The organism is Allobosea sp. TAB14 (assembly GCF_052113865.1).
Classification (GTDB): domain Bacteria; phylum Pseudomonadota; class Alphaproteobacteria; order Rhizobiales; family Beijerinckiaceae; genus Allobosea; species Allobosea spartocytisi.
On record NZ_JBFRDQ010000012.1, the window covers coordinates 1 to 25542 of the forward strand.

29 protein-coding genes are annotated in these 25542 nt (G+C 64.0%); 9 read left to right on the top strand and 20 right to left on the bottom strand.

Annotation, left to right across the window (positions count from 1 at the left end; translation table 11 throughout):
• From AB4Y99_RS02980 to AB4Y99_RS02990, 3 genes are all read right to left on the bottom strand, one after another.
• Positions 1-1923, bottom strand: a 1923-nt coding sequence (locus AB4Y99_RS02980) for an autotransporter outer membrane beta-barrel domain-containing protein (protein WP_441522304.1), incomplete at its 3' end; no start/stop codon positions are given.
• A gap of 284 nt (positions 1924-2207) precedes the next feature.
• Positions 2208-2630 (bottom strand): type II toxin-antitoxin system VapC family toxin, encoded by a 423-nt coding sequence (locus tag AB4Y99_RS02985; protein WP_038358210.1) that lies wholly within the window; start codon positions 2628-2630, stop codon positions 2208-2210.
• Positions 2627-2881 carry a FitA-like ribbon-helix-helix domain-containing protein gene (locus AB4Y99_RS02990; protein ID WP_038358212.1) on the bottom strand — a complete coding sequence of 85 codons (255 nt, stop codon included), beginning with the start codon at positions 2879-2881 and terminating at the stop codon, positions 2627-2629. Before AB4Y99_RS02990 ends, AB4Y99_RS02985 begins: the two co-directional genes overlap by 4 nt.
• A 233-nt stretch (positions 2882-3114) precedes the next feature.
• On the opposite strand from AB4Y99_RS02990, the gene AB4Y99_RS02995 reads away from it, so the two are divergent.
• On the top strand, positions 3115-3468 hold the full coding sequence (locus AB4Y99_RS02995) for a gamma-glutamyltransferase (protein ID WP_441522305.1): 354 nt from the start codon (positions 3115-3117) through the stop codon (positions 3466-3468).
• 376 nt (positions 3469-3844) lie between these two features.
• On the opposite strand, the gene AB4Y99_RS03000 is transcribed toward AB4Y99_RS02995, so the two are convergent.
• Together AB4Y99_RS03000 and AB4Y99_RS03005 are read right to left on the bottom strand one after the other, a co-directional pair.
• Positions 3845-4855 carry an IS30 family transposase gene (locus AB4Y99_RS03000; RefSeq protein WP_441522306.1) on the bottom strand — a complete coding sequence of 337 codons (1011 nt, stop codon included), beginning with the start codon at positions 4853-4855 and terminating at the stop codon, positions 3845-3847.
• A gap of 380 nt (positions 4856-5235) precedes the next feature.
• The gene (locus AB4Y99_RS03005; protein ID WP_142021449.1) at positions 5236-5613 is read right to left on the bottom strand and encodes a winged helix-turn-helix transcriptional regulator; all 378 of its coding nucleotides are present in this window, start codon (positions 5611-5613) and stop codon (positions 5236-5238) included.
• 94 nt (positions 5614-5707) lie between these two features.
• Between AB4Y99_RS03005 and AB4Y99_RS03010 the strand changes: the two genes are divergently transcribed.
• Complete coding sequence (locus AB4Y99_RS03010) at positions 5708-6454, top strand: NADPH-dependent F420 reductase (protein ID WP_441522307.1); 747 nt, start codon at positions 5708-5710, stop codon at positions 6452-6454.
• Positions 6455-6768: 314 nt separating this feature from the next.
• Here the strand turns inward: AB4Y99_RS03010 and AB4Y99_RS03015 are convergent, their stop codons facing one another.
• The 13 genes from AB4Y99_RS03015 to AB4Y99_RS03075 form a co-directional block, all read right to left on the bottom strand.
• Entirely contained in the window at positions 6769-8922 is a 2154-nt protein-coding gene (locus AB4Y99_RS03015) for a type IV secretory system conjugative DNA transfer family protein (RefSeq protein ID WP_441522308.1), read from the bottom strand.
• Complete coding sequence (virB11, locus tag AB4Y99_RS03020) at positions 8900-9958, bottom strand: P-type DNA transfer ATPase VirB11 (protein WP_441522309.1); 1059 nt, start codon at positions 9956-9958, stop codon at positions 8900-8902. The genes AB4Y99_RS03015 and virB11 overlap by 23 nt, the downstream gene beginning before the upstream one ends.
• Complete coding sequence (gene virB10 / locus AB4Y99_RS03025; protein WP_441522310.1) at positions 9921-11267, bottom strand: type IV secretion system protein VirB10; 1347 nt, start codon at positions 11265-11267, stop codon at positions 9921-9923. The genes virB11 and virB10 overlap by 38 nt, the downstream gene beginning before the upstream one ends.
• Before the next feature lie 9 nt (positions 11268-11276).
• On the bottom strand, positions 11277-12071 hold the full coding sequence (virB9, locus tag AB4Y99_RS03030; RefSeq protein WP_441522311.1) for a P-type conjugative transfer protein VirB9: 795 nt from the start codon (positions 12069-12071) through the stop codon (positions 11277-11279).
• Complete coding sequence (locus AB4Y99_RS03035) at positions 12068-12784, bottom strand: VirB8 family type IV secretion system protein (protein ID WP_441522312.1); 717 nt, start codon at positions 12782-12784, stop codon at positions 12068-12070. Before AB4Y99_RS03035 ends, virB9 begins: the two co-directional genes overlap by 4 nt.
• A complete protein-coding gene (locus AB4Y99_RS03040) occupies positions 12781-13914 on the bottom strand; it encodes a TrbL/VirB6 family protein (RefSeq protein ID WP_441522313.1) in 1134 nt (377 codons plus the stop codon). The genes AB4Y99_RS03035 and AB4Y99_RS03040 overlap by 4 nt, the downstream gene beginning before the upstream one ends.
• Before the next feature lie 199 nt (positions 13915-14113).
• On the bottom strand, positions 14114-14311 hold the full coding sequence (locus tag AB4Y99_RS03045) for a hypothetical protein (protein ID WP_441522314.1): 198 nt from the start codon (positions 14309-14311) through the stop codon (positions 14114-14116).
• Entirely contained in the window at positions 14308-15015 is a 708-nt protein-coding gene (locus AB4Y99_RS03050) for a type IV secretion system protein (RefSeq protein ID WP_441522315.1), read from the bottom strand. Before AB4Y99_RS03050 ends, AB4Y99_RS03045 begins: the two co-directional genes overlap by 4 nt.
• Before the next feature lie 11 nt (positions 15016-15026).
• On the bottom strand, positions 15027-15857 hold the full coding sequence (locus tag AB4Y99_RS03055; protein WP_441522316.1) for a hypothetical protein: 831 nt from the start codon (positions 15855-15857) through the stop codon (positions 15027-15029).
• Positions 15854-18265: a VirB4 family type IV secretion/conjugal transfer ATPase gene (locus tag AB4Y99_RS03060; RefSeq protein ID WP_441522317.1), complete on the bottom strand. Its 2412-nt coding sequence runs from the start codon at positions 18263-18265 to the stop codon at positions 15854-15856. Before AB4Y99_RS03060 ends, AB4Y99_RS03055 begins: the two co-directional genes overlap by 4 nt.
• 9 nt (positions 18266-18274) lie before the next feature.
• Positions 18275-18571: a VirB3 family type IV secretion system protein gene (locus AB4Y99_RS03065; protein WP_038357834.1), complete on the bottom strand. Its 297-nt coding sequence runs from the start codon at positions 18569-18571 to the stop codon at positions 18275-18277.
• On the bottom strand, positions 18568-18885 hold the full coding sequence (locus AB4Y99_RS03070) for a TrbC/VirB2 family type IV secretion system protein (protein WP_441522318.1): 318 nt from the start codon (positions 18883-18885) through the stop codon (positions 18568-18570). The genes AB4Y99_RS03065 and AB4Y99_RS03070 overlap by 4 nt, the downstream gene beginning before the upstream one ends.
• Before the next feature lie 12 nt (positions 18886-18897).
• Positions 18898-19341 carry a lytic transglycosylase domain-containing protein gene (locus AB4Y99_RS03075; protein WP_441522319.1) on the bottom strand — a complete coding sequence of 148 codons (444 nt, stop codon included), beginning with the start codon at positions 19339-19341 and terminating at the stop codon, positions 18898-18900.
• 473 nt (positions 19342-19814) lie between these two features.
• On the opposite strand from AB4Y99_RS03075, the gene AB4Y99_RS03080 reads away from it, so the two are divergent.
• The 7 genes from AB4Y99_RS03080 to AB4Y99_RS03110 all read left to right on the top strand — a co-directional run bounded on the left by AB4Y99_RS03080 (position 19815) and on the right by AB4Y99_RS03110 (position 23767).
• Positions 19815-20150, top strand: a complete 336-nt coding sequence (locus AB4Y99_RS03080) for a hypothetical protein (protein ID WP_441522320.1) — start codon at positions 19815-19817, stop codon at positions 20148-20150.
• 1 nt (position 20151) lies between these two features.
• Positions 20152-20736, top strand: a complete 585-nt coding sequence (locus AB4Y99_RS03085) for a thermonuclease family protein (protein ID WP_441522321.1) — start codon at positions 20152-20154, stop codon at positions 20734-20736.
• Positions 20737-20792: 56 nt separating this feature from the next.
• Positions 20793-21374 (top strand): thermonuclease family protein, encoded by a 582-nt coding sequence (locus tag AB4Y99_RS03090; protein WP_441522322.1) that lies wholly within the window; start codon positions 20793-20795, stop codon positions 21372-21374.
• Positions 21371-21931, top strand: a complete 561-nt coding sequence (locus tag AB4Y99_RS03095; RefSeq protein ID WP_441522323.1) for a hypothetical protein — start codon at positions 21371-21373, stop codon at positions 21929-21931. Before AB4Y99_RS03090 ends, AB4Y99_RS03095 begins: the two co-directional genes overlap by 4 nt.
• An 87-nt stretch (positions 21932-22018) precedes the next feature.
• Complete coding sequence (locus AB4Y99_RS03100; RefSeq protein ID WP_441522324.1) at positions 22019-22591, top strand: hypothetical protein; 573 nt, start codon at positions 22019-22021, stop codon at positions 22589-22591.
• A 37-nt stretch (positions 22592-22628) separates the two neighbouring features.
• Positions 22629-23090 (top strand): hypothetical protein, encoded by a 462-nt coding sequence (locus AB4Y99_RS03105; RefSeq protein WP_441522325.1) that lies wholly within the window; start codon positions 22629-22631, stop codon positions 23088-23090.
• Positions 23087-23767: an acyltransferase gene (locus AB4Y99_RS03110; RefSeq protein ID WP_441522326.1), complete on the top strand. Its 681-nt coding sequence runs from the start codon at positions 23087-23089 to the stop codon at positions 23765-23767. Before AB4Y99_RS03105 ends, AB4Y99_RS03110 begins: the two co-directional genes overlap by 4 nt.
• Positions 23768-24462: 695 nt before the next feature.
• Here AB4Y99_RS03110 and AB4Y99_RS03115 read toward each other — a convergent pair.
• Complete coding sequence (locus AB4Y99_RS03115; RefSeq protein WP_441522327.1) at positions 24463-24708, bottom strand: hypothetical protein; 246 nt, start codon at positions 24706-24708, stop codon at positions 24463-24465.
• A gap of 35 nt (positions 24709-24743) precedes the next feature.
• The gene (locus tag AB4Y99_RS03120) at positions 24744-25367 is read right to left on the bottom strand and encodes an acyl-homoserine-lactone synthase (RefSeq protein WP_441522328.1); all 624 of its coding nucleotides are present in this window, start codon (positions 25365-25367) and stop codon (positions 24744-24746) included.
• Positions 25368-25542 lie beyond the last annotated feature (175 nt).

The following is a 25542-nucleotide window of genomic DNA, read 5'->3' on the forward strand; positions in this document are numbered from 1 at the left end:
GTTCACGTCGAAGTCGCTGCGGCTGTAGCCGGCAACGACGCCGAAGCGCAGATTGTCGTAGACCGCCGCATCGGCGCCGACGAGGAAGCCGCCGGTCGAGCGCTTCAGCCTCGCGGCATTGCCGTCGCTATCGGTCCGGCCCCATGAGCCATAGCCCTGGCCCCAGACTGCGAAGCGGTCCGTCTGCGGCAGAGGCATCGGTCCCCTCACGCTCGGGGCCAGATCCGCGCTGTAGCCGTAGTTCAGCGTGACCGAGCCGACGCTGCCGAAGGCCGAGCGTAGCCGGTCGTTGATCGCCGCACGCAGCAACCAGCTGTCTTCGATCAGGGCCGTCTTGGCMGAGGCGTGGATYTCRCCKGAGAGCTGGTTCAGSGCSCGMYGTGCCGCATCGATGCTGGCCTGGTTGWRSACGCCGCTCTGRACCGGATYGCCRSCSGGCAGGCTGTCGATGCTCTTGCCGACCTCGACCTCGTTGGGGCTYGTGCCGATGCTGCCGGCGGTCTGGGTCTGCACGACYGTCAGATAAGCGTTGCGAGCATCGTAGCTGTCGCGCAGGCTYAGGAACGGSGTCAGSRCCTGCTCGSSRAAGCCATAGGTKCCSGTCARCCCGGYMGAGGTSAGGATGGTRTAGCGCTGGCCAAGAACATAGGGCGACCCGGTATAGTTCACGACGGACAGGCCGGCACCGGTCGCCAGYGTCGCCGTGCCGTTCACCTTGATCAGATCCGACGTCACCGTGCCAGGGTCGACCTCGACCTGGTAGGACGAGCCCGCGCCCTGCGCGAAGGCGCCGTTCACCGTCAAAGTGCCGATCGAGTTGCCCGGCGYGATGCGGCTGCCGCCGAGCAGCGTCGTCGCSCCCACCGTGCCGCTGCCGGCGAGCGTCGCGCCGGACTGRACCGYCACCGCCGAGCCGGCGAGCGAGCCGTTCACCGAAAGCGTGCCGCCGGCAATGCTGGTCGGGCCGGTGAAGCTGCTGGTGCCCGTCAAGGACCAGGTGCCGGTCCCGACCTTCTCGAAGCTGTCGAAATTCTGATACTGGGAAAGGTCGAGGCTGTTGCTGGCCGTTCCGCTGAGACGAAGGCTGTCACCGACCGCAGCCGGGTTCGCGATCACATTGCCGAAGACCTGCGAGCCGTCCTGAAGCTCCAGATGGATGGCACCCGTCGTCACGCCTGGAGCCAGCTGAATCGCGTTGTTCTGGCCGGCGCCGGCCCGGATCGTGCCGCTATTGATGATGTCGAGGTTGACGGCAGGCCCGTTCGCCCTAATCGCGGGGCTTCCAGCTCCTGCTTCGATCGTCCCGGTATTGACAATCTGACTCCCGCCCTGGCGCACGAGGATGGCTGATTGGCCGGTTGGCGTTCCTGCCCCGCCACGAATGACGCCATGGTTCGTCAGCATGGGAGCAGCTCCCGGGCCACCAAGCTCGACACCGTAGCCCCCCACTCCCGCCGAGCCAGAGCAGCCCTGAAGGAGCCCAAAATTCGTGACGGACGTACCCTGCCGGACGCTAATGGCCGATCCGCCAGACGCGCCGCCAGCGCCTTGGTACGTACCCATGAGCGTAAAGTTGCTATTGCCTATCAAAGCAATCGCACCGCTCGACGACTGAGGAGTCAGTACGAAACCTTGAGTGTCGATCGTGATCGGCTTGAGCGTGGTGGGCCAGCTGGTTGAGCCGACAGTGAAGCTCTGGGTCACTACGATCGTCGAGCTGGGGTCGCCATCGCCATTCGCCGTGGTGATGGCACTGCGCAATTGGCCATCGTTGCTGGCGAAATATGTCGCTGCGGATACCGCCGAGGGCAGCGAACAGGCGAGCGCCGCGCCGCTGACGCCAGCAAGAAGCCAACCCCTTCTCCGGCCTACCTTGGTGAGTTTCAGATCGTACCGAAAACGCCCGCCCGCGCCCGCATGCATCGTCTGTCTCCGTAGGCCAACCCAAGGCTGCGCTTATATGACTCGCTCCGCCAGGCAATCGTTGTGCCAGGATAAGAAGAATGCGGTGTTACAGTGGGCTGTGATCGGTGGACCGAAGCGGCGTGCTGTCGCTGTGATTGCGCCGGGGGAGAATAATTTTTCCTCGCTCCGGAACCCGACATTTTCAAGCCGCCGCGAAAATGATCCTGGCCTTGGAGCAGCGCGGTTATGTGACGCGCGAGTCCGATGCTATTGGCCGCAAGAAAAGGATCATCATCGCGTCCTCAGCGTCCCGCCTTCCACGGGTCGATCACAGGGACGTTCGCCGCATGGAAGGCGCTGGTGTCACGCGTGGCGACGGCGAAGCCGTGAGCGGCTGCGATGGCTGCGATATAGCCGTCCGGTGTCGGAAAGCCCTTGCCCGCGTTACGCGCCGCAACCGCGATGTCAGCATAACGGCGAGCGGCATCCGTATCGAAAGGAAGGATTCTGCCGCCGAACAGGGCAAGCTGCCCATCGAGCGTGGTGGCGAGCATCTGCTTGCGCCGCCCGTCCGGCAGCGCGCCGATGCCGAACAGCAGCTCCGCGACGGTCACGCTGGCAAGGTAGAGGGTTTCGGCGGCCTGCTCGTCGAGCCAGTCACGCACGGCGGGAGCTGGCTCCGGCTTCATCGCCTCGGAGACGACATTCGTATCCAGAACGATCATTCAAAGCTCATGGGCATGGCGGGTGTCCGATCGCGGTCCTGTTCCAGCGCCTCAAAATCGGCATTGGTCAGCCCGGCCTTCCGGCTCAATGCCGACAGGGCTGAGCCGATGCGAAGGCGGTTGGCGGGGCGAACCGCCGTTTCCAGAATGTCGCGCATTTCGGCTTCCGCGCTGCGGCCATGATGGGCCGCGCGCACCTTGAGGGCGCGGTGGGCCTCTTCGGACAGGTTGCGAATGGTGACGGCGGGCATATGATGGCGTCTTTCTCTTACTGATAGCGACGCTATCAATATAGACAATGTGCCATCAGATCGCTAGGCGCGCCCTCATCCGTAGGGCAACCCGTTATCTCGCGGGCTGACCGATGCCCGCTACCAGTCGCATCCACGCAGCGATGCCAACGAATCCTCCGCCGACGATACAGAAATTTGCCCGCGGCCGGGAAGAGCCGGCTCCATCGCGCCAGGCAAGGCGGGGCAGCGCCATGGCGCCGACCATCGTGTTCGAGGGCGAGCGCCCGGTGATGGCGCTGGGAGCTCCAGGCGGGACGTTTATCGTGCCGGCCCTCGCGCAGGCCTTGAGCAATGTCATCGACTTCGACATGACGATGGCGGAGGCCGTCTCGGCACCCCGCATCGTTTGCCTGAGCGATACGATCGATGTCTCCAACCGCATCGAACATCGCGTGACGGACGAGCTCGAAGCGCTGAGGTATCCCGTCGCGCGCTCCTACCAATCATACGCGTTCGGCGCGCCGCATGGGATCAAGGTCGAACCGTCGGGCTGGGCCGGTGGTGCCGATCCTCAGCGCGACGGCATGGCCATTCGCGTATTGTGAGAGGCGCTCCGGCTGGACTGCAGTTGGACCGCCTTGGCTTGGGCTCATGAAAATGGTCATTATCGCGCATTTCAGATGCGTGATAATTCTTGACATGGTGATGCTCGGTGTCCGCAAACTGTCGCGCCAGCCGATGCGCCTGGCGCCGCGTCACGTCCATGAGGTCGGCTGCCGCGGTCATCGTCAATCGGCCCGCAAAGACCGATGCCAGCACCTCAGCGCGGCGAAGCTCCCGTTCGCTCATCTCCACCCAGCCCATGCCAGACTCCAACGCACGTCACGGCGGAGGAGTGTGACATTCCTAGTTTGCCACGGTGAGACATTCTAACTTTGCGCTGTGAGTTCTCGCTGAAGCGCGACTTGCGGCTGGGCGATCCTATCCGACGGCCCGCATCTGGGCGAGGAGCTTCTGCCGGAAGACTTCCGCCGGCGTCTTGTAGCCAAGGCACTTTCGCGGCGTGGTGTTCAATCGCTCGCAGATGTCCTTCAGCTCCTGGTCGGTGATGGAGAGGGGATCGACGTCTCTCGATAGCCATTTCCTGGCTCGTGCGTTCATGTTCTCGACGGTGCCCTTCTGCCAGGGCGATTGCGGGTCGCAGAACCAGGTCTGGGCCCCGATCCCGGCTTGGAGATAGGGCCAGTCGGTGAACTCCGTGCCGCGGTCGAAGGTGATCGAGCGGCGTGCGCGATGGGGCAGGGCGCGCATCACGCTGATGAGCCGCTCCATGATGGGCCGCGATTGCCGATCGTTGTTGCGTAGCAGAACGGTGAAGCGGCTGACCCGTTCGACCAGCGATGTCACATTCGCCTTGCCGAACTTCTGACGGAACTGGATGAGATCGCACTCCCAGTGCCCAAACTGCTTTCGGTCGGCGACGACGTCCGGGCGGCGCAGGATGTTCAGCTCCGGGCTGAAGCGCTGCCCATGCCGGCGCCTGGCATGCCGCAGGCGGCGACGCGCGCGGTGTTCCGGCAGATGCCGCCAGAGCTTGATGGCCTGACCGTCCGCCGAATAGGCGAACTTGTAGATCGTCTCGTGGCTGACCGAGATCGGATGACGCTCGAGCCGCATCCGGCCCGCGATCTGATGTGGCGACCAGCCGTGCTGAATCCGTTCGATGACYGATTGGCGCACATGGGAGAAGCGCGCGAGCTTCCTGAGCCTGGTGCGCCGCTCGCGGGCCATGTCATGCGCCGTTACGCAATGGTAGCCGTTGAGCTCCGGCCATTCCTTGTCAATGAAGGCGTTGCGCCGCAGCTCCCGGAAAATCGTCGAGCGATGCCGGCCGAGCTTCTCCGCAATGACATCGACGCTCAATCCCATGTCGCGCCATCGGGCGAGCTTGCGACGGTCGTTCAGGTCCATCTGGGAGTAGGTGCGTTGCATCGCTGCGTTCCTGCGGCTGATAACCCATTGGGATCATTCGCAAGTCGCACTTCAAACTTGAACCCACCCCGCCTACACTCGATGTTCGCATAAGGTATCTTATGGAACTCAGAAGCGGTTTGGAGTGTGTTGCATTCTGCACGCAAACCGCCGCTTACGTTGTTGTGGATTTCCTCGGCAAACGGCGGTTCTGGCTGTTGCTTTCTGGTTGGCTTCCTTGCGCAACGAAGCTGCCGTTGCGGGTATGGATAAGACCTCGACCTGGACGTCGGCCGTCAGCTTTGTAACCGACATGCTCCGCTATGCAGGAAATACGTCGGGCGTTCGGGCTGGYGAAATGGAGGCCAAGCTTCTCAGGCTCGACACGAACCAGCAACGGCTCACGGCCGGACTTCCGCTGCCATCCGCTCCCTGCGCATGATGGCCCAGTCGATGAGTTCGGCCATTGACGGCCCCAGGGCYTTGCCCATCTCGGTCAATGCATATTCTACCTTCGGCGGCACCTGGGGATAAACAGTACGGGTTACGATCCCGTCCTTCTCCAGCTCCTTCAATTGCTGGATGAGCATCTTCTGGTTCACCCCTTCGCACCGCCGTTCGAGTTCGGAAAAGCGAAGCGCCTCCTTGGCCCCGAACAGTTGGCAGATGATGACGATCTTCCATTTGCCTTCGAGTACCCGCAGGGCGTCCGTCGTCGCGTCCGCCCATTTGCGCTGCTGCTGCGGGTCTCCGCATCTCCACTCCCGCTCCTGGGCCATACGTACCTTTTGGTGGGTAACCCACCTATCTGTCGGTTCTTGCTGAAGTCGCAGTATCCTTTATCTTGATAGGCAACACAACAMGAGCATCAGCATGAAAATCGGCATCATCGGAATTGGCTATATCGGCGGCACTCTCGCCCGCAAGCTTGCGTCGGCAGGCCATGRGGTCAGGGTGGCGARCTCCAAGGGCGCGGATGCCGTCAGGCCATTCGCCGACGAGATTGGAGTCACTGCTGCGGACACGAACGGAGCCATCTCCGGCGCGGACCTGGTCATTCTTTCCATTCCGCTTCTCGCCATCGAAAATCTGCCGAAGGACCTCTTCAAGAACCTGCCCGCCAACGTCCCGGTCATCGATACCAGCAACTACTATCCGGGTCTGCGCGACCCGCAGATCGCCGACCTCGATGCAGGCGAGGTCGARAGCGTCTGGGTCTCCAGACAGATCGGTCGCCCCATCATCAAGGCGTTCAACAACATCCTCGCCTATTCCCTRGCGGAACTGGGCCAGCCCAAGGGTGCGGCCGGTCGACTGGCYGTGGCGGTCGCGGGAGACGACGCCGCCGCGAAGAAGATCGCCATGGCMATCGTAAACGAGGTCGGGTTCGATCCGGTCGACGGCGGACCGCTCGCTGAATCCTGGAGGCAGCAGCCGTTGACGCCGGGCTATTGCTGCGACTTCGACGCACACACCATGCGCAAGGCGCTCGATGCTGCGGTGAAGGGTGAAGCACCCACAAGATGGTCCATATTTAAGAGCAAGATGGCCGCGCTTGGGCCMGACTCGACGCRWGAGGACCGCGTTGCAATGAACCGCTCGTTCGCCCCACTTCAATAAAGCAACTGCACCCTATTCTCGATCCGCAACACGAAGAGATCGTGTTGCGGATCGGCGTCCAGCGGAACGCAACAAACCAGGCAGATATCGGTGAATGGATTCGAGGTCATCTTTCGCGCCTCGCGTCAGTTCGCCCTCGAAGCGGCCTTGCTTCATCGACGATCGCTCGCTTTTGCGCGCAACCTTCCGACGACGCTGCGAGCGGGCGAGGTCTTGCGGGCATCGATATGATCGGCTTGACCTGGGCCGAATATCGCATGGCTCCCTCGCGATCCAAATTCCGTTCGAATTTTGTCTTCTCGCCTGCGAGCCGCTCAGGTGGCCGATCTTTCCTCGGCATCGCCAAATCCGCGCTGCAGGATCTTGAGGTTTTCCGCAGCTCGAGCGACGGAGGCGCTCGCGGAAGACGGACCGCCAAGCGCCCGCATCATCGTGGCGAATGCCGCGTCCTGTTCGTTCCCGGCAGCCGCGATGATCCCGCGCAGATCGCAATCTTCGCCTACCGGCGTCGGCGGTGTTCCGAGGGTCAATTCCCTGGTTGGCTTCGCGCTCAATCGAGGCGCGGAGGCCTTGACGGGTTCTGGCCGCTGCGTGGAGCTGGTCATCGCGGCTGGCGACATGTCCGGYGGTCCCCAGCTTGTCGGCGCTCTCTCTGCGCCCATCCGTTTGGCCTTTGCAGCGGTTCTGGGTGGCTGCTCCGTTTCGATTTCCCTCGCATTCTCTGATGGTTTGATCGCCGCACCGAGCGGCTCATCTCGCCATCCATCGAGGCGCGGCAGGACGGGTGGAGACCCTTTGGCCGCCTCATAGAATCTGCGATARGGCTTGTCGCGATAATGTCGGATCTTGGTGAGCTCAAAGGATGGCGAGTTCTTCACCATCAGGATCGAGAGCCGCGCCGACATCTCGCGCAGCTCGAGCGGGCTGCGGAGCGGCCGCGGCGTATAATGGGGCGCCCAGACGCGAGGCGAGAARATCCCCTGCCCCGGTCGCWTCACCGGYGTCTTGTAGATCTGGGTGGTCTCGCCGAGCATCTCCGACACGAAKTCCGCCGTCTCGAGATCGTTSATCTGGATGAAAAGCTTGATCTGCGAYCCAGAGAKCGTGGTGATMCGCGTATTCCGGCCATAGAGCTCGTCGAGTTGGGCGATATCCTGCAAGATGATCGCCATCCGAAAGCCGTAGCCGGCAGAAATGGTGATCTTCGAGATCAGTGAGTCCATGCGCCCGACATGGTAAAACTCGTCGAGCATGAGCAGCACCCGATGCGGTTCATCCGGGCCCGGGATCTTTTCCATCAGGAGGTCGTGGATCTGCTGGAACAGGATGCGGATCAGCGGTCGGAAGATCGCGAGTTCGGCRATGGTGCAGCCGAYGAAGATCGTCATCGGCCGCCTGCGAAGTTCACGGATATCGAAATCGGAGGTCTCGGTCGCCGCTGAAATCAGCCCATTGTTCCAAAGGCTCATCGCCATATTGACGTTGAACACGGCGCTGTTGCGGGTCTCGGGCTCCAGCGCGATGTACTGATTGAAGCTGTCGATGACCCAGGTCGGCAGATGCTGGGATTCAGTCTGCACGATCGCACGCAGGACGGTCRAGATGTCCTTGCCGGTCGTCGTCATGCGGGCGACGCTGCGCATATGCTGGGCTGATGCCGTCAGTGGCGACGAGAGCACATAGCCGATCAGGGCCGAGAGCAGCAGGCGCCCTGCCCCGGCCCAGGTGTCGTCGGCCTTCTCCGGAATGACGAAGCTCGCGACGACCAAGCAATCGGTCGCCATGCGCTCGCCGCGCCGCACGAAATCCAGCGGATTATAGCGATGGGTGTCGGGCGAGCCCGGCGAGAACATGAAGACCTTGTCGCCCTGCCGCCGCCGATGGCCTGCAAGCGCCTCGAAATTCTCGCGCTTCGGATCGAAGAAGACGGCCGAACCCTGCCAGAGATAGCCGTTCGGCAGCACGAAGCCGGTGCCCTTGCCCGATCGCGATGGGCCAACGACAAGGATGTGGSCCGGCTCGTCCGAGCGGATGGTGACACCGTTCAACGTGCCGAGAATGATGCCCTGCTTGCCGGTCAGTCCCTGCTTCGCGGCCTCCATGATGGTGCCGAAGCGGGCCGCGCCAAAGGGCATCTGCCGGCGGTTGACCAATCCGACGATGACGAGGCCGATGCCAATCGCGACGACGGTGCCGGCAGCATAGCCGCCGCGGATCAACGCCTCCGTTTGCGTCGGCGGATAGACGAGCCGCTCGCAGAARTGCCGCCAGGCGATCAAGGCGAAGCCGGACGAGCGGTCGGCGTTCTGCATCCGAAGCAAGGCCCAGCGTTGCGCCCCYTCGCYTGGAAAGCGCGATGGCGCCCAGCGCAAACCGACGATGACCTCATAGGCGAGGCTCCACAGCAGCCAGAAGGCGATCAGCGCCAGGACGGCGACGCCGATCCTATAGGCGACGATGCGCGCCATGGCCCTCTTGCCCTCGCTGACCTTCCTCCAGCCATTCCGCCATCCGCGTGAAATAAACCGCGGACGTGCCGCGCCAGCCGCCGATCTTGGTCTGCTGGATCACGATCGGCAGGACGGATTTGATGTAGGCGATGATCTCCGCGCGCTTCAAGCCGAGCCCGGCCTGCATCACCATGAGGGCAAGCTGCTCGAAAGCGCCGGCGGGACTATCGGCATGAACGGTCGTGATGCTGCCGGGATGGCCGGTATTGATCGCGCGCAGAAAGGAATAGGCCTCGGCGCCGCGGATCTCGCCGAGGAAGATCCGGTCGGGGCGCAAGCGCAGCGACGCCTGCAACAGCATCTCGACAGTGACGCGCGCCTCGCCCTGATCACCCTTCGAGGCGATCAGCGGCAGGTGGTTCGGCTGGATCGGCCTGACTTCGCGGGTGTCTTCGATGGTGATAATCCGCTCGTCGGCCGGTACCTCCTTCAGGATCGCGTTGAGGAAGGTCGTCTTGCCGGAACTCGTCCCGCCCGAGAGCAGGATCGAATAGCGGTTGACCACGGCGAGCCGGATGAACTCTTCGATCCGCCCGGCATCGAGATGTTCGCAGAGCGCCCGGTCGATCTCGCTGAGCATTCTCTCTCCGACCCTCTCCACCTGCCTGAACGAGCCGAGCCTGCGGTAATCGTCGAGCTGCATCTCCTTGATCACCTGCTTGCGGATCGCGAAGGCGCCGCCGGCGGGGGTCACCGGCGGAATGACGCCCTGGAAGCGCTCACCGGTCGGAAGCGCTGCCGACAACAGCGGGTGTTCCTCATTCACGTTCTGCCCGGAATGGCCAGCGATGCGCTCGGCGAGATGGCGGATCGCCTGCTCGGTCAACTCTGGAACCTCGTGGCGCTCCATCTCCGATTGACCGAAACGCTCGACCCAGACCACGCCCGGACCATTTGCGCAGATCTCGACGACCTGATCGTCGTCGAGCCAGGGACGGAGCGGCCCAAGCGCGCGATCAAGGAAGACCGTGAGATTTCTGGATGGTGCGCTCACGCCTGAGCTCCCGCAGCGCCTCCTTCACCGGATCGGGGTAAAGGGACGAAAAATCGAGGTCCCGCCGAACGAAGACGATGATCCTTGTGCCCTGGTCGAGATGAATCGTCGGTGGGATGTTGATCGAGTTTTTCAGTGCCTCCTGGGCGATACTGGTCAGGGTCTGCGAGACATTCTGGGCAGCGATCTGCCTCGCCTGAAGCGAGAGCTGGTTTTGACCGACGCCGGTCTGGGTCTGCGTGACCACGCCGGTCGCGGGATCGGTCGTGGTGATGACCGTGCCGTTGCCCGTCATGTCGTAGTTCTGGCTAAAGCCGCTCAGGAACTGCGCGGCGCCGCCGACGAGCGACAACATGATCGCGGCGCCGAAGCGCTCGAGATAGTGGTTGTCGACGGTGCCGGCGCTGCCGGCCCGGCCGAGATCGTCAGTGCCGTTCGAACCGAGCTGGACCGAGACGCCGTCGGAGCGCAGCAATCGCGTCCAGACGACGAAGACACGGGTCTGACCACGGGTGAGTCCGGACTTGTACTCGCCGACGAGACGGCTCCCGGCCGGGATCAGGATACGCCGGCCGTCGAAGGACCAGACATTCTCGGCGACGACGGCACGTACCATGCCCGGCAGATCGCTCTGGACGGCGGTCTCGAGCACCCCGCGGATCATCGTGCCCTGGGTTACCAATGCGTCGATCCGGTTGTTCCTGGTCGCGCGCGCGACATCGACGCCGGCGGCGGAGAGCGAGGCGAGGAAGCGACGATTGGGGTCGTCGTCCGCGGCTGCCGCTGGTCCGGATGCGCTCTGGGGATTCATCGCGCCGGCGGCCGTCGCGCTATTGTCCGAGATAACCTGTGACGCGCGCAGGCGCTCCCATTTGCGGCGCTCCTCCTCCGCCAGACGCTGGCGTTCGAGCTCGGCCAGACGGCGTGCCTCGTCGTCATTTGGCATTGCGGCCGGGAAGGGAGGCTCGGGCGCGAGCGGCGGGTGGATGGGCTGCGGTGGTGCTGGCGGAGGCGCCGCCGGCTCGACCGGCGCTTGCGGAATGACGATCGTGCCCTGGTCGGTCTGAGGCCGCGGCGTCGACAGCGACGGCGCGGGAAACTGCGTCGTCGTGAACTCCTCCTTGTCCGGCGCGGTCATGACGGTCGAGCGCTGACTGGTGGTGCGATAGATCAGCCAGCCGGCGACGACGGCCGCTCCGACAGGAACGCCGACCGTAAGCAGGCGCCCGAGCACGGTGCGGCTGCRCGCGACCGAGGTCGCGGCGGCGGCCTCCAGCTCGAAAGCGCGATAGTCCTCGGCGCTCGGCATCGCTCCTCCTTATTGTCCCGTCGCGTCGACGCGCCGTGGCCCATAGGGCTCGAGCCCGGTCGGTTCGTGCAGATTGGTGCGGCGCCGGTTGAAGATGCAGGTCGCGTCCTGGCCATTGCGCAGCGTCCACTGCGCGGCGACCTTGTCGACGACGACATACGGCCCTTCCGTCCGGAAATTGACCAGGCTCTCATTGCGGTCGCCGTCGACGATATAGATCGCCGGCGTCTCACCCTCGAAACGGAACCAGGTCTTGATCCCGTCGTCGAACACGGTCACGGGCTTGTTGGCGGAAGCACCCTTGTAGCCGTATTCGCTATTGGCATTGGCGATATTGAGGGCCTTCAGATTAGGATGGGCGGCGCGCTCTTTGGCGGCCGCGAGCAGGCGCGCATCGGCCTCGTCATCCGGGAAGCGGAAGCGCACGGCGTAGGTCTGGTTTTGGACAGGATGCGTGTTCGAGCGCAGCAGGAAGACATAGACACGCTTGGTGGTGACGACATTCAGGTTCGATTGGGCGTTCTTCTCGACCGGTTTGACGAAGATGATGTCGCCCTTGCGATTGGGCTCGACCTTCCAGGCGATCGCATCGCCAAGCGCGAGGGTCTCGATCTTCTCGTCCGACTGGAGCTGGATCATCGTCGAGGTGCCGTAGCTGGCGTCGATCGCCGTGACATCGTCGCGATTGTAGGCGACGTCGCGGATGCGCGCGTCGGTTCGGCCCGGCCTCGGCGTCGCCTCGGCGCAAGCTGCGGAGATTGGCAGGGCCGAGATCGCGAGGCCAAGCAGGATGCGCCGGATCACGGCTGGCTCCCGGCGGTGCCCGGCGAAGGAGCCATCTCCTGGTCGCGGCGATATTCGAGCGCCTGGAACCCGAGCGGGTTGTCGAAGCGCCATTGGTTGCGCATCGGCGTCGCGGTGTAGCGGAAACGGACGAGCGAGACCCAGTGGCGGGTCAGGATGTTGGTCGCCGCTTTCTGGTCGGTCGAGAAGCGCACCAGCGCCGTGCGGTTGTTCGGGAAAGTCACGGATTTGATGGTGACCGCGACCTCGGTGTTCGAGCCGAAAAGCTTGACCGGATTGTTCGGGTTCGCCGGCGAGTAGATCTCGGTGAGCTCGCGCGAGGCATCGCCGGCCGAGAGCAACTGGGCGAGGTCGAAATTGTCCTTGAGCGCGCGGGGATCATAGGTCTCCCGCGCCTTGATATAGCGCACGACACTGAACATGGTGACGGCTTCGTCCTGGGTCAGCGCGCCCTCCGCCATCGGACGCTTGACCTCGACGAATCCCGTCGTCTTGTCGACCACGACCATATAGGGCTCGTAGGTCTTGAGCGGCACGAGCAGGGCGAGCAGGCCAAGCGCGACGATGGCGACGATCGACATCACTGCCGCGACGATCCAGGCAAGCGCCCGGGAATTGCGGTTGCGGCGAGCGAGATCATGTTCCCAGCTCGTGCCCTCAGCATAATAGCGCGGATCGACCCGAGGTTTTTCCGATGCGGCGACCTCGCTCATGACTGCCCTCCCCGCTCGCGGGTCCCGGGCGCGGCAGCCTGATTGCGAATCTGGTCGGCGAGCCGGCGGAATTCGGCCGTCTCAGCCCAGGAGCCGGCGCGCAGGCCAACGCGGGCGCGCTGACGAGCGGTCAGTTCCTCGCGCCGCGACAGCGATGCTGGCTTGAAGGGATTGCGCAGATCGAGCCGGATCCGGTTGGCGGCGAGGCCGAGACGATAGCCGGTCGCTGTCGCCAGCACGGCGCCGATCCGCGGAGCGTGGACCGGAACGCCGCCGGCGATCGCCGCGGCGACGTTGTTGATCTGAGCGAGCAGCAGGACGCCGATGATGGCGAGCAGAACGACCGGACCGATCGTGGCCCAGGTCGCGGATTTGCTGCCGGCGACGCCGTTCAGCGCATCGATCGATTGCTGGATCAGCGAGACGTAGAAGGCGAGGAAGGCGTAAACGAGGACCTGTACCACGAAATACTGCGCGATCGCGCCGAGCCAGCCGCTGAAGAAGCGGCTCGTCACGCCGAAGAGCAGCAGGATGATGAAGAGCGGCGCGAGCGCGAGCAGCAGCCACATGAACATCTTCGAGAGAATGATCAGGAAGATCGCGAAGCCGATCAGGATCGCCATCGCGACATAGAAGACCGCGGCGAAGATGTAGGGCCCCCAATTGGTGATGCCGGCATTCTGCAGAAAGGCTTCGGTGGCGCTGTTCGTCGTGTCCCATATGTTCTGCAGGGCATTCTGGACGCCGTTGACCGAGGTGAGATTGGCCGAGGTGCCGGTGTTGTTGGCGGTGGTGACGACGCTGAGCAGCGCGTTGCCGATGGCCGAGGGGCCGCTGTTCATGGCGTTGTAGATCAGGGTCTGGAAATCGTTCCAGCTTGTGGCCAGTGCGTAGATGATGAAGGCCCGGAGCAACCTGAAGGCATGCTCGGTCGGGCCGCCGGTCGCGGTTCCCTGCCAGATGCCGATACCCCAGAAGATCACGTAGAGCGTAAGCAATAGTCCGGCGACGCTGGTGGCGCCGCCGGAAGTCGACGCGTTCGCCAGCGCCTGATAGGCGTTCGAGACATAGTTCTGCCCGATCTGGTCGACGGATTGCAGAAGCGTCGTGACGCTGAAGCTGTTGCCCATCGCTCTCCTCAGATCGGCCGCATCGGGCCGCAGGGCGTCAGCGAGGTGAACACCGCAGGAGCCAGCGGTTCGCTTCCCGCATATGAGGCGATCGAGGAACCGTCCTCATCGGCGGCGCACGGCGCCTTCAATGGCCTGTAGGCGCAGCCGCCGAGAAGGCCGGTCAACAACATGAGCGTCGTCAGCCTGTGGAGGACCTTCACGGTTTCAGCGCCTTCGGTTGCGTGAACGTCGTGGCGCGTGAGGCGTCCTTCGCTGCGTCGTCCGAACTCTGCGTGATGGCGGATGTCGCGGGGCGGATGGAGCGAGCCGTCGAGAAGCCGATGGCRGCCGCGACGAAGGCGATGACCAAYCCGCCGAGGCACCACAGCACGACCTTGCCGGTGTCGCCTGTCATGGAGTGAACTTCATGGCGCGGGCCGCTGCCGATTCCGCCGCGAGGCGATCGAGATTGGCCTGGTTGGCGGCGGCCGCGGCCGTGTTCACCGTGCCGCTGAGCTCATTGATGGTCTGGCCGGTCTGGATCTGAACTTGCGTGTTCTGATCGACGCTGCCCTTGAGATCCTGGGCCTTGCCGATTTCCTGACCGCCTTGGGAGAAGGCCTGAGAACGCTGCCTCACCGCGCCTTGCGTGGAATCGATCAGCCCTGACAGGGTCGCCGCGACATTGACCGAGTTCTTGTAGGCGGTGTCGACCGGATGGGTCTTGCCGCCGACGAGCCCGGTGATGGTCTGCACGAGCTGCAGCCCGTTGATCAGCGAGGACACGATGTTCTGCGATCCGGAGCCCATCCCGGCGAAGGAGAGCGTCCCGCCCGAGATAACCGAGCCGAGTGAGGGGGCCGATCCCATGGAGAAGCCACCGCCGAGCGCCATCTGCGCGAGCGAGCCTTGCGCCTGAGACGAGCGGTCTCCGGTGACTGCGGCCAGCGTCCTTTGCGTGTGTTGCATGATCTGCTGGTCGGCGRCGAGGATCTGACGCGTCGTCGAGGCGATTTCCTGGGCCTTGGCGAGATTGGCGTCGTCGCGGGTCGGGACTTGCGCGAAGACCGGGCYCGCGATGGCGATCGCAAGGCCTGAGAGCAGCAAGCGGGGACGCATCGATCTCTCCCTTATCGGCTGTTGGCGGCGGTGACCGCGTTCTGGATCTGCTCAAGGAAGAACAGGACGTTGCCGGCAGCATCGACATAGCGGGGCGTGACACAGGCCGGATCGCCTGAGGTGCCGGCTTCCGGCAACCGACAGCTCGACGGGGTGCGGCATGGRTCGGGGGCGATCCCCGAACCGGTCGTGCCRGTCGGACAGACCGTTCCCGTTGMCGCCGGATGGGTGGCGCCACCTGCCCGCATCCCGCCGGCGGCGCGGCTTCCGTCGCTGCTGCGCGCGAGATTGAGGGCATTCAGCGCCGTCACCCATAAGGTCGCGGAGTTGATCGCCTCGTTCCAGGCGAGGTTGTTCTGGATCCGGGCCGCGCTGTTTGCATCAAGGGACGCCATCACCGTGTCGGTCGCGCCAACCTGCTGACCCGTTGCGCGAAAGCCATTCTGCGCCGCCTGCAGGGTCGAACGGCTGGCATCGAGACCACCGACGACATTGCCGGCGGACTGGAAGAGCGTCTGGTTGTTGAGGGCCGCGCCCTTCGCACCAGCAGCCGGCGTGACGGAACTCTGCGGGCTGTAGGCCTGGATCTTGCGGGCACCGTCACCGCTCTGCGGTTRCACGGCCGGGTTGGTGAGGTYGGCCTTCTTGCCCGTCCTCAGCGCGCATTTGACCCCCTTGTTGGCCTCCTTGCGCTGGCTCCTGATCGGAACGAGCTCGACCGTCGTCCCGGTGGTCTCCGACTGCTTCGTCAGCAGGGCGGCATCGTTGACCGGGACATTCGCGTGTGCGGGCGCCGCGCCAAGCRRCGTCACGAGCGCAATARCGAGGCGTGCCCGCTTCATGAAGCCTCCCTTCCGAGGAAGATCGGCAGCCAGGTTGTAGGGTCCTCACCCACGCGGGCGCGCAGCGCGTCGAGCTCGGCCACCGTCTCGGTGCGTCCGGACAAGACCTTGATGAGATCGGGCATGCCGGCGAGGTTCAACCGTGCCACGATGCTGTCGCGCCCGTGCTTGATCAGGAAAGAGCGGCTTTCCGGCGCGGTCGAGCGGATCCAGGCGATCTCGCGGCCGGACAGGCGAAAGGCTTGGGCGTAGCTGTCGTCGTCGGCCTTCGGGTTCGGGAAGAAGATGTTAGTGCTGGTCTGTTCGATCAGTGTGTTCGACGACTTCGAGCGAACGATATCGGCCGCCGATTGCGTGCCGAAGCCGATGATGCCGTTTTGCTTGCGGATCGTCTTCAGCTTGTCGCGGATGAAGAAGGCGAAGACATCGTCGTCGAGCAGGCGCCAGCCCTCGTCGAGGAAGATCATGACCGGATCGCCGGTCAAAAGCTCCTCGGTCCGATGGAAGATGTACATCAGCGCCGCGGTGCGGATGACGGTATCGTCGAGCACCCGCGTCATGTCGAAGCCGAACACGCTCGAGATCGAGAACCGGTCCTCGTCATTGTCGAAGAGCCAGCCGCGCTGGTCGGCCCGCATCCAGCTTTCGAGCCGGGCGAGCAGATCCCCCTCGCCCGCCCGGATCCGCCCGCGCAGCAGGGTCGAGAAGGCTTTGAGCGTTCGACCTTCRGGGCCGGCGCCGAGTGARGCYGCGATCGCATTGCGGATCACCTGCTCTTCGGAGGCCGAGAGCTCGCCGCCATTGCTCGGCCTCAGCATGAAGGCAAAGAGYTGGAACAGGAATKCGCGATTGGGTGCGGTATCCGGCAGCGAGAGCGGRTTGAAGCCGGTCGGCTCGCCAGGCACCARCGTCTCGTACCGGCCGCCAAGCGCGCGGATGAAGATCTCGGCGCCGCGATCCTTGTCRACGAAGACGAGTTTTGGCCGCGGTTCGATCCGCTGGGTCTGCGCCGCGATGAACGAGAGGAACACCGTCTTGCCCGAGCCGGTCGGGCCGAGCACGGTGAAGTTGCCGATGTCGCGGATATGATGGTTGTAATAATAGGCCGTCTGCGAGGTCGTCTCGAAGACCGAGATCGCCGGTCCCCAATGATTGCCCGCAGGCCTGCCGCTGGGATAATTGTGCAGCGAGGTCAGTCCCGCAAAATTCTTCGACGAGAGGATCGACTTGCGGGCGATATAGGCGAAGTTGCCGGGAAGTTGGGCCCAGAAGGCCGGCTCGCAATTGAGATCCTCGCGYACCCAGATGACCGAGCGATCGGTGAGAGCYGCGCCGACCGCTGTGACGGCCGCGCCGACCTCGGAGAGATCGCGACCAAGGCACATCACCGTCATGTGATGCTCACCATAGATCGCCTCGGAGGCGAGGAGCTCGTCGCGCGCGTCGTCGAGATGCTCGGCGACGATCGAGCCGGCCTCGTCCGACATGTCGACCTGACGGGAGACACGTTCGATCTGCTTGGCCGCTTCCGGCCGGTCGACGATCGCAAAGCTCTGAGTTGCGATGAATTCGTGCGGGACGCGCAAGAGATTGTCGAAGGAGCCGGGCCCGGTCTGGGCCGGATATTCGCGGATCGAGACCATCGCGCCGAAGCGGGTGTCGGGGGGGCCGGCACCGCGCAGCTCGATCGCGTTGCGGCCGAAGAAGATGCGCTTCATCGCCAGCGCCTCTGCCAGATCCATGCGCGGCAGATGCATCGGCCGCGGCAGGCCGCCATTCAGCAACTGGACCAGGAACTCGAGCGGTTCGGAAAACCAGRCGCCCTCGCGATCGACGACGCSGAGCTGCCGGATGCCGTAGCCCGACAGGTTTTCGCGGATCGCGGTCGCGACGTCGCGCAACTCGCTCAGCGCTGTTTGCTGCGCAACCGATGCGCCYGACTCGTCCTTGCGGCCGAGCAGCTTCGCCAGCATGAACTCGAAGGTACCTGCCTGGCCCTGCAGCGGGCGGCGGACGAGCGTCAGGTAGAGATCGTTGACGAACATCCGCCGCTTCGACAGCGCGGCATTATAGCGTTCGTCGAGCTCCCGGCAGAACGGATTGTCGAAGCTGGAGTCGATCCGGGGCTGAACCTCGCGCCGCACGATATGGGAAACGAGGGCGAAGCGAGAATTCGCCAAGGTGCGCACGACGTCGTTGCGGCCGAGCAGGCGTGCATTGACCTCGCTGAGATCGGAGGTCTCGAAGGAATAGCCTTCGAGCTTGAAGATGGTCAGGACCAGACCGTCGCGCGTGCGGATGATATGGTCGTCGACATGCCTGATATAGGGCACATGCGAGGAAACCGGGCGTTCGCGCCGCGCGACGGCGCCGAAGGTCAGTTCATCGAGCAGAGCGCGGGCGACCACGACGCCACCTCAGACACTGTAGCTGTCGGCGCTCCAGAAGGAGCGTGAACGCGGCGGGCACTTCGCTGATTTGACGAAGAGGATCTCAAAGATCCGATCATCGCGCAGCGTCATGACGAAGCCGAGCAGATGCAGCGGGATTGCGACGAGCAGCATCATCAGATTGTGCGAGACGAGGAAGCAGACGCTGGTCACGACRCCGTTCAGCATGAAATACATGTAAGGCACSCCCATCAGCGTAGGCGCCCGTGTCAGCGCCTTGACCAAAGGTGTGATCAGCGGATCCTCGAGCTCGCTACCCGTCATTGGCCGACCGCCGACTGGAAGAACTGGACGATCTGGGCGGAGCCGAAGACCAGCACGATGCCGAAGATGACGCTGCCGGCGATGCCCCAGGTCAGCCGCGCGGTCCAGGCGAAGAAGCCGCAGGCGATCACCGCGAGCGTCGCGAGCGAGGTCGCGATCGGTCCGGTCATCGTCGAGACCAGTTGCTGCAGGGTCGACTGGACCGGTTGCAGGGTGCCGCCGGATTGGGCGGAYGCGGCGTTGCCGGTCAGTGCGAGAACGGTGCCGGCGAGAACGATGCCGGCAAGGGTACGCAAGGTAGRCGAYAGGATCATCGGTGCCTCCATTCAGTCGAYGTGCATGACGAAGCCGTCGTTCCAGCCAGCGCCTGGCGGTGCCTTCGACGGAGATCTGCCGGCGACCGTGCGGCCGGGCGCGGGCAATGTGTAGAAGTCGTTGATGACCTCGGCGACGTAACGCACGGTYTCCGGATARGCCGGAACGCCGCGGTTCTTCTCGACCGCATCCTCGCCGGCGTTGTAGGCGGCGAGGATGTAGAACGGGTTGCGGTACTTCTCGTGCAGAGCGCGCAGGAAGCGGATACCGCCGCGGACATTGCCGACCGGGTCGCAGAGATCGACCTGGAAACGCTTTGCCGTCTCCGGCATGAGCTGCATCAGCCCGAAGGCKCCCTTCTCGGAGATCGCCACCGAATYGAACCGGCTCTCGATCTTGGCGACCGCGAGCACGAAGTCGGGATAAAAGTCCTCCTCCGTGGCGACACGGGTCACCAGCGCGCGCGCCTCCGCCGCAGGCAACGCCTTGTCGATGGAGCAGGGCGGCGTGGCTCGCGCTCTGTCGCTGCGTGCGGCTGGTGCGGGTATCGGCGACACCGGGATCACACGCCCCGACATATCCACGGCGGCCAGCTGCGGCGGTGGMCGCTYCTGCGCGCGAGCGCCCGCGGAGGCGATGGCGAAGATCGTWAATCCGACTGTCAGGCCTCGAATCYGCATCTCTCGGCTCTTCCAATCTAACATCTATTATAATAGATATTAGACATAGCTGYTTTGGCACGARCTGGTCAACCCCGATCGCGGAGGAAYGCGTGAGAGCTGTTCGGATGATGGTGATGCTTAGTGCATGCGGGTCGCTCTTGGTCGGCCCCGCGGCRGGSCAAGACGCTTCRTTCGGCTGCAAGGTGCTGCTCTGCTCGGCCGCAACCTCGCCGGGCTGGCCGAGCATCCCYTATTGCGTGCCGGTCATGCAGACCCTGTTTCGGATTCTCGCYAAGGGCGGGAGTTGGCCGAACTGCCCGGAAGCCCGCGCCAGCGGCCTTGGCTATGAGCCTTATCAGGCTTGCTCCGCTGGCCAGACGCCTGTCCTGGCTGGGGACGATGYCGGGACGGCRCTAACCGAAACCCCTCACGGCAATCTCTGCGCCGACCTGTCGAAACCGCGGCAGGACTGCTCAACGGATGCGGGCTGCCGCACGCGCTATCCGACGACCCCGCGCGCGATGCGCAGCGAACCGTATTTCGTCGACTTCGTCACGGCGAACGGCGCCCAGCGCTTCTACTTCTCGCTGCAGGGCTATTGAGATGAGGCGAGCGAAATCCGTCGCGATCGCGATGACGATCCTCGCGACCACCAGCGCGTCGGCGCAGACGGCGTCACGCTGGTTCCCGATTCCGGCGCAGGCGCAGTATCTCACCGGCGACAGCTGGTCCGATGCGGGCACGACCTATCGCCTCTACGGCGTGCAGTCCTGTCTGCGCGGCACCAGTTTCACAAACGCTCGGGGCATCCGCCGAGATTGCGGCGAAGCGTCGCTTGCCATGCTCGTCGCACTGACCCGCGATCTGAAGCCGCAGTGCCATGACGCGGCCGCACTGCCACAGAGCCGCACGGTCTTCGTCTTCTGCATCGCCGCGCGCAGCGAAGGATCGGGCGCAGGCTCGCGGATCGATCTCGGCACGGCCTTGATCGCCACGGGCTTCGCCTTTGCCGCGCTGAAGCCGGACGGCAAGCCGGTGCATGAASCCTATCTCGTGGCCCAGCGCATCGCCCGACAAGCCCGTGCCGGCCTCTGGGCCTTTCCCGATCTCCCCGACCCCAATGCCGTCATCCTGCGCGGTTTGCGTGAGGACAGCTCGCATTCGGTCGGCATGCCGTCACCACRCTGATCGTTCCATCAGGAGACTTCAGATTGCCGCCTCGAGCTCGATATGGGAATCTCGCAATGGCGCGGCTGCGTGACGCCGGCGTCGGCTGCCTCAGTGCGCTCGCTTTTGTCGCGCCGTGCTTGGCGCAGGCCTCGAGCACCGGAATCTATCGTCCAAAGCTGCCGGCGCAGTCGCCGCCCCTGCGCGTCGAGGTCATCGACGGCACCCGCCTCCGCGACATCGAGACGAAGGCGGTCTTTCGACTCCACGGCATCGAGACCTGCGCGCCCGGCCAGATCGCGACTCTGGAGCGCCAGGCTTGGCCCTGTGGAACGGTTGCGGCGGCCTGGCTGGTGAACGCGACCCTCAACCGCTGGCTCGCCTGTGCCGTGATCCGCGAAGAGGGCGACGAGCGCCTCGCGCGCTGCGCCACCGCCCATCATCCGGATCTCGCAGCTTCAATGCTGCGCGAGGGCGTCGCGGTTCTGACTCCCTCGGCCAGGAACGACCGGGAAGTCCCGCCAAGCTATGGCCAGGCCGAACAGCAGGCACGCAAGGCCTACCGCGGTCTGTGGTCGAGCACGTTCGAGATGCCCTGGGACTGGCGGGCGCGCTGGCCCGACGGAGCTCGGGCTGTCGGGCGCGAGGCTATGCCATGATGGTGCGCTCGACGTGGTCCATCATCGCGCTCGCGATGGCGGTCTCCGGATGTTCGACGTCGGCCCCGGAGCCGGTGCCATTGATCGCCACGGAATCGGCCCTGGGACGGCACGCGTTGCAGACGCCGGCGCATGTCGTTCCCGGAAGGCTCGAATATGCGCCCGACAATTCGACCTTTGCGCCGATCCTGACGGAGCGCTTCCCTTACCCCACGCAAGCAGACGCCAATGCCGCCTATCTCCGATGGATCGRCRCGGCCGCTCSAGGCCGTTCGTATCCTTCGGCAGTMCGCCTGTTCGGCTGCAAGCCGGGCRCCGTCGACGCGCAGACCGCGCGGGTGACCCGCTATCGCGGCCCCGTCGTTCACTGCGCSACAGACTTGCTCGACGGGGATGGCCGACGGCTGCGGCGCGAGACGGTGAATGTCTACTACCACCGCTCGGCCTGGACGATGCAGCCGGTCGATCCGCCGCGCGCGCCCGTCGCCTGGCGGGATCGGGAGGGTTCGCCCCGCGATATCTGGCGGTGGCTACCTGGCCGGTCTCGATACCAATAGGGGCCGGTGATGGCTGATCTGGCTGCGATCGGGAGAAGGGACAGCGAATACARGGGCCCGCCGCACGGCTCGGCTCGCCGRCACCGCATGCCGGTCCTGATCGCGCTGGCCCTGAACCCGGTGAATACCGCGCCGCTGCTGGCACAGACACTAACGCCGGACCCGGGCGCGTGGCGCCCCCTCGCCTATTCCGACTTGCAGCGGCCAACGCCGCGCAATGCGACCTATGCCGACATCTGGAAGGATCAGCTCGACGCCAACAACGAAGCCTATAGGGCGCGSGGCGATCGRCGATTTGTTGATGGCAATGCGCCGGCGACGGCGGCGCATTTCGTCATCTGGAGCGAGCAGCGATCGGTYGTCCTCACGGTGCTGAACACYGCGCTCGGCTGCTCACCCAAGCTGCGCGACGCCAAGGCGCAGGTCCTGGTCAAGCTCTGCCCGATGCGGATTGCGATCTACAACGGCATCCGCGTCGAGACACTCGATGCCGGTCGCGGCTGCTATCTCGAACCCCAGGCTAACAGCACGRTCAATCCGTCYGTCGCAGCCGCTTACGGCGCCTATGACGTCGGCGCGAGGCGCCTGAAGCTCGGCATGGTCGTCAATCACCGGRTCGTCGACGGCTGCTCCTTCAACATTCCGCTCGTGCGCCCATGAGCAGCCACCACCCAAGGAGGGACCCATGAGACCAGGATTGTTCRGGATTGTCGCCCTGGCTGCCGCCAGCATCGCGATCGCGAACCTGTCCGATGCGGCCGARGCGAACTTCACCTACAAGGTGAGCTATCGCAACGTTGCGGCCGATCCCGAGGGGATCTGGACAGGGSRGGCCCTTTCTGGCGGCCCCGTGACRATCCACGARTACCARCTCCGCACAATGGGCCGCGAATTCCTGATCTCGCAAATCTGGAACGACGACTGTGCGACCGCCATCTGCCCGACCCGGCTGCTGCGCCTCGAGCCTGGTGGCGGTCGCACCGTGCTCGTCGACGACATGATGCGCCAGATCATCCCCCCGAACGATCCACGCTTTACCGGCCTGCCGGCCAATGGTCCGCAGGCCGAGTTCGCCAGGAATCCTTTCCGGCTGAGCGACGACGGGAAGACGCTGCTGAACGGCGATTTCCGCTTCGACRTCGACGAGGCCAAGCGATGATGAAGCGCCCTGCCCTCTTCGAAGCCGGCGTCGCGCTCTGCCTCTCCTCGCCGCTCGTTTTCGCCGGAGAATCCGCTGCGAGTTTGATCGCCGCAGGCATCCCGGCGAACTGCGCGCCTTTCGCGGCGAAGGTCTCTGCGGCCGAGGGGAAYTTCGGTACGACCAATCAATATGGCTGTCTSGGGGCYTTTCAGTTCTGTCCCGGCACCTTCGAGCGCTACTACACTGGCAGCGCCCAAAGCTTTCTCAACGACCCGCAGGCGCAGGTCGCCGCCTGGACGCGCTATCAGCAGAATTCCTGGTCGCAGGTCCGGAAGAACGGCATGGATTCACTCATCGGCCAGCAGGTCTGCTCCGGCGGCCGCTGCGCTACGATCGACCAGTCGGCAATCCTTATGGCCTGCCAGTTCGGTTGCGGTAAAGGCGGCAAGCTCGCCAACTATGCCGCGAGCGGCGAYTGCAATGCGCGCAACGTCAAGGACGGCAACGGCGTCAGCGTCTGTACCTATCTGGTCAAAGGCGCTGGCTACGATGCCTCCTGCTTTACGGGTGATCCAATGACGAGCTGTGTGCCAGCGCCCACAGAGCCGGGCGACTATCCGACGTCGATCGGGGTCGCGGCCAACCCACCCTCCCCTTTCGATGCGTCGGTCATCGTGCGCTCGACGGAGGTTTAGCGGCGCGTTGGTTTCGCTCGTAGCTATTGAGCCGCCGGCTTCTTTCGGTGCCATCTMKTCGGGTTAGCCTGACCGCGCGGAAATCGGGGCCCTTGCTTGCGTCTTTCAATTCCCGCTGCGAAACTCCAAATAGATTATCGCAGACCGCTTGAGGGCGTTGGTATTACATCTCGARTGCAGCGCGACTATCCCGTTCGCGGAGGCGATTGGTCTACGAGGCTAGGTTGAAGACCATCGCGGTTGATGGCTACTCATCTTGACATGACGAAACCGGATGCTTCCTCGCTCCCCCGCTCGCTGGAAGCACGCTATTTAAGCAATTGGACCTCGGCTTAAATAGGAGTTGAGCTAAGATAAGCGCTCTTRAATAACGGGCGACACCATCCTGGGCGAGTACACGCAGYGGGTTCGTGACAGCATTCTTCCGCTTTCAGTGGMGAGAACCCCGCCGGCTGCGTTCGACGGATGKTCCTTCACTGACGACACGGTCGATCACGAGCAACCCATCRAAACCTGCGAACTCTGCGGTCAGCAAGACCTTCGCTRTSACTTCGAGATCGCTAATCACYATACCGACGCAACACTKTGGGTCRGCTCCCATGGCATACTGCAATTCGMCGTGGCCGTSATGGAGAAAGGCCGGTGCCTGTCGCCGASCGAGGCGAAGCGTCGTGGTATCGCTTCTTGGTACCCGGTTACTTTGGCGCAGGCGGGTCAAGGAGATCCCTTAGGATCAACGGTCCGAATGCATCAATCTGCTTATCGACGGCGGGGCTAAKATCCTCGTCACAATAGTAAGCGTAAACCAGTGCCCAGAATACCACCTCGTCAGACCGGCCACCGAACAAAGCCTTCTGCATGGTTCTTCCCATCAGTGTGATGGCGCGCACGTGCTCATATCGGGTGCGCAACTCGCCGGCCACGACCTTCGCATCGGTCATGCGGATCATCGTCTGCCCCCTGCTCGAACAGAAGATCAAGCCGCCGTCGGGAGGGGGATCTCGGAAACCACGGAAGTTTTGGAACCGCGCGCCTCATGGATCGTGTCGAGGGTTTCACGATTGAAGGACATGCGCAGCGCGACAACTTCGTCTCGACCAATTTTCTTCGGAAACCCAAGCGGCCTGGCGAAGAAGCGCAACTGCATAGCTTTGACCATGAGGCGCCAATCGATCACAACCGTGACGGTGTCGACCCGGTGCCTCAAACCCCATTCCACAAGACCCTGGACGAGTTCGAGGAAGGGTCCATCGGGCCGTGGGCGCAAGTCACGCCATCCGGGCGCAACGCAAAACCGCGTCCACTCGAAGACGCGCGGCCCGGTTGGCGGCTGCTCRCGACAGAGGTCGCCSAGGACCTCCGTCAGCAGATGGGGGCGTGTCGTCGGCAGCAGCCGCTGATATCCAACAATCTCGTCGCCTCGTAGGCACACATGGTGAACCGCATGCTCATCGTCGAATTGATCGCGCTCAAGCCCATCTGGCCGGCGCAGGTCTATCCAGGCTTTTTCGTCGACGAAAATTGAGTGGCGGAAGCGGAAGACCCGATCCATCAGGGCGCCATGCCTATCGATGTCCGAGCCGGGAATGACCACAAGCATCGTGAAGCTCCTCGGCTGAAAGCGGCGCCGAGTGAGGCACATGGCTGGCCTTCTCTCACTGGTCACAAATGACCATTGCGGGTTTCGAAGGCCCCTTCCSCCGTATAGGGTTCACACGCGATCCGGCTGCTCTCGATAGCCACGGCAGAGGGCCAGTTCTTGATTGCAAGCGCGG